Source organism: Microbacterium sp. Bi128, from assembly GCF_918698205.1.
This window is the reverse complement of the sequence record NZ_CAKKMM010001355.1, coordinates 1-1,376: the sequence shown is the minus strand read 5'-3', so window position 1 is coordinate 1,376 and position 1,376 is coordinate 1. Positions and strand designations below refer to the sequence as shown.

The 1,376-nt window shown below is 70.2% G+C and carries 3 protein-coding genes; 2 read left to right on the top strand and 1 reads right to left on the bottom strand.

What is annotated here, in order from left to right:
• Together LQV45_RS32760 and LQV45_RS32755 are read left to right on the top strand one after the other, a co-directional pair.
• The coding region (locus LQV45_RS32760) for a VOC family protein (RefSeq protein ID WP_230011777.1) at positions 1 to 294 on the top strand (294 nt) is incomplete at its 5' end.
• Between the two features lie 88 nt (positions 295 to 382).
• Positions 383 to 1,006, top strand: coding sequence for a dihydrofolate reductase family protein (locus LQV45_RS32755; RefSeq protein WP_230011774.1), 624 nt, complete (start codon positions 383 to 385; stop codon positions 1,004 to 1,006).
• A gap of 32 nt (positions 1,007 to 1,038) precedes the next feature.
• Here LQV45_RS32755 and LQV45_RS32750 read toward each other — a convergent pair.
• A partial coding sequence (locus tag LQV45_RS32750; protein WP_290370390.1) for an NAD(P)-dependent oxidoreductase occupies positions 1,039 to 1,376 on the bottom strand: 338 nt, incomplete at its 5' end.

Here is a 1,376-nt window from a genome sequence, read left to right as displayed (position 1 = left end):
GCCCTAGGCTACGAGCCGCGGTACGAGCCCGACGGCGACTTCGTGATCCTCCAGCCGCCGGGCGGCGTGGGCACGTGCATCTCCCTGGACCGGGTCCCCGCGGCCGTCCAGGTCCCGCCGCGTCTGCACCTGGACCTCTACACGGACACCCAGGACGCCGAGGTGCAGCGCCTCCTGGCCCTGGGCGCCACCCGGATCGAATGGAGCAAGCGGCCCGCGGACGCCGACTACGTGATCCTGGCCGATCCGGAGGGCAACAGGTTCTGCGTGGTGGACACCGCCGGGAGCCCTTGAAACCTGTTGCTTCGCGAGGGAACGGTGTGCCAGCCTCGAAGTGATCCCGCCGCCGCGGCGACGACGGGCGACAGCGAAGGAGCACGGCATGGGACTTATCCATATCGACCTGTTCACCACACTCGACGGCGTCGCGCAGGCGCCCGGCGGCCCGGACGAGGACACCGACAGCGGGTTCGAGTTTGGCGGCTGGCAGGCGCCGCTCATCGACGAGGTCGTCGGCGAACAGGTCGTCTCCGGGATGGCGGGGATGGACGCGCTGCTGCTCGGGCGCCGGACCTACGACATTTTCGCCGGATACTGGCCGCACGCCAACGGTGAGATCGCGCGGCTGTTCAACCGCATCCCGAAATATGTGGCCTCGCGCGGGACGCCGGCCCTCGAGTGGGCCGACTCCACGCTCCTCGGTCCTGATATCGTCGCCGCCGTGCGCGAACTGCGCGACCGGCACGAGAACATCCACGTGATCGGCAGCCTCGACTTCGTGCAGACCCTGTTCGCCGAGCGGCTCTTCGACCGACTCACGCTCTGGGTGTATCCGATCCTTCTCGGCGGCGGAAAGAAGGTCTTCGCGGACGGGGTGGTTCCGACGAACCTCAGGCTCATCGAGCCGGTCGTCGCCTCACCTAAGGGCGCGGTGCTGCAGCGCTACGCGCTCGCCGACGGCACCCCTGGCGTCGGCGACATGTCGGCCGTAACCCAGGAGGGCTAAAGCGACACGCCCCAGCCGTTGCCCGCGCCCAACTAGCCGTTCAGCACCACGTTCGCCGGCGGCTCGCCCGCCAGCATGATCTCGATCTGCCGCTGCAGCAGCCGGCCCATCCTCGGGCGCATCGCCGAGCTCGCGCCGCCCACGTGCGGGCTGATGATGACGCCCGGGGTCCGCCAGAGCGGGTGGTCCTGCGGCAGGGGTTCGGGATCGGTGACGTCCAGCGCGGCGCGGATCCGGCCGGAGGCGGTGTGCCGGACCAGGGCCTCGGTGTCCGCCACCGGGCCACGGGCCACGTTTACCACCAGGGCGCCGTCCGGCATGGCCGCGAGGAAGGCGTCATCAATCAGGTGCCGGGTGGAGTCGCTGAGCG

Excerpts from the sequence above, each read along its gene's own strand:
- LQV45_RS32755 (WP_230011774.1), top strand. The coding sequence starts at position 383 with ATGGGACTTATCCATATCGACCTGTTCACCACACTCGACGGCGTCGCG.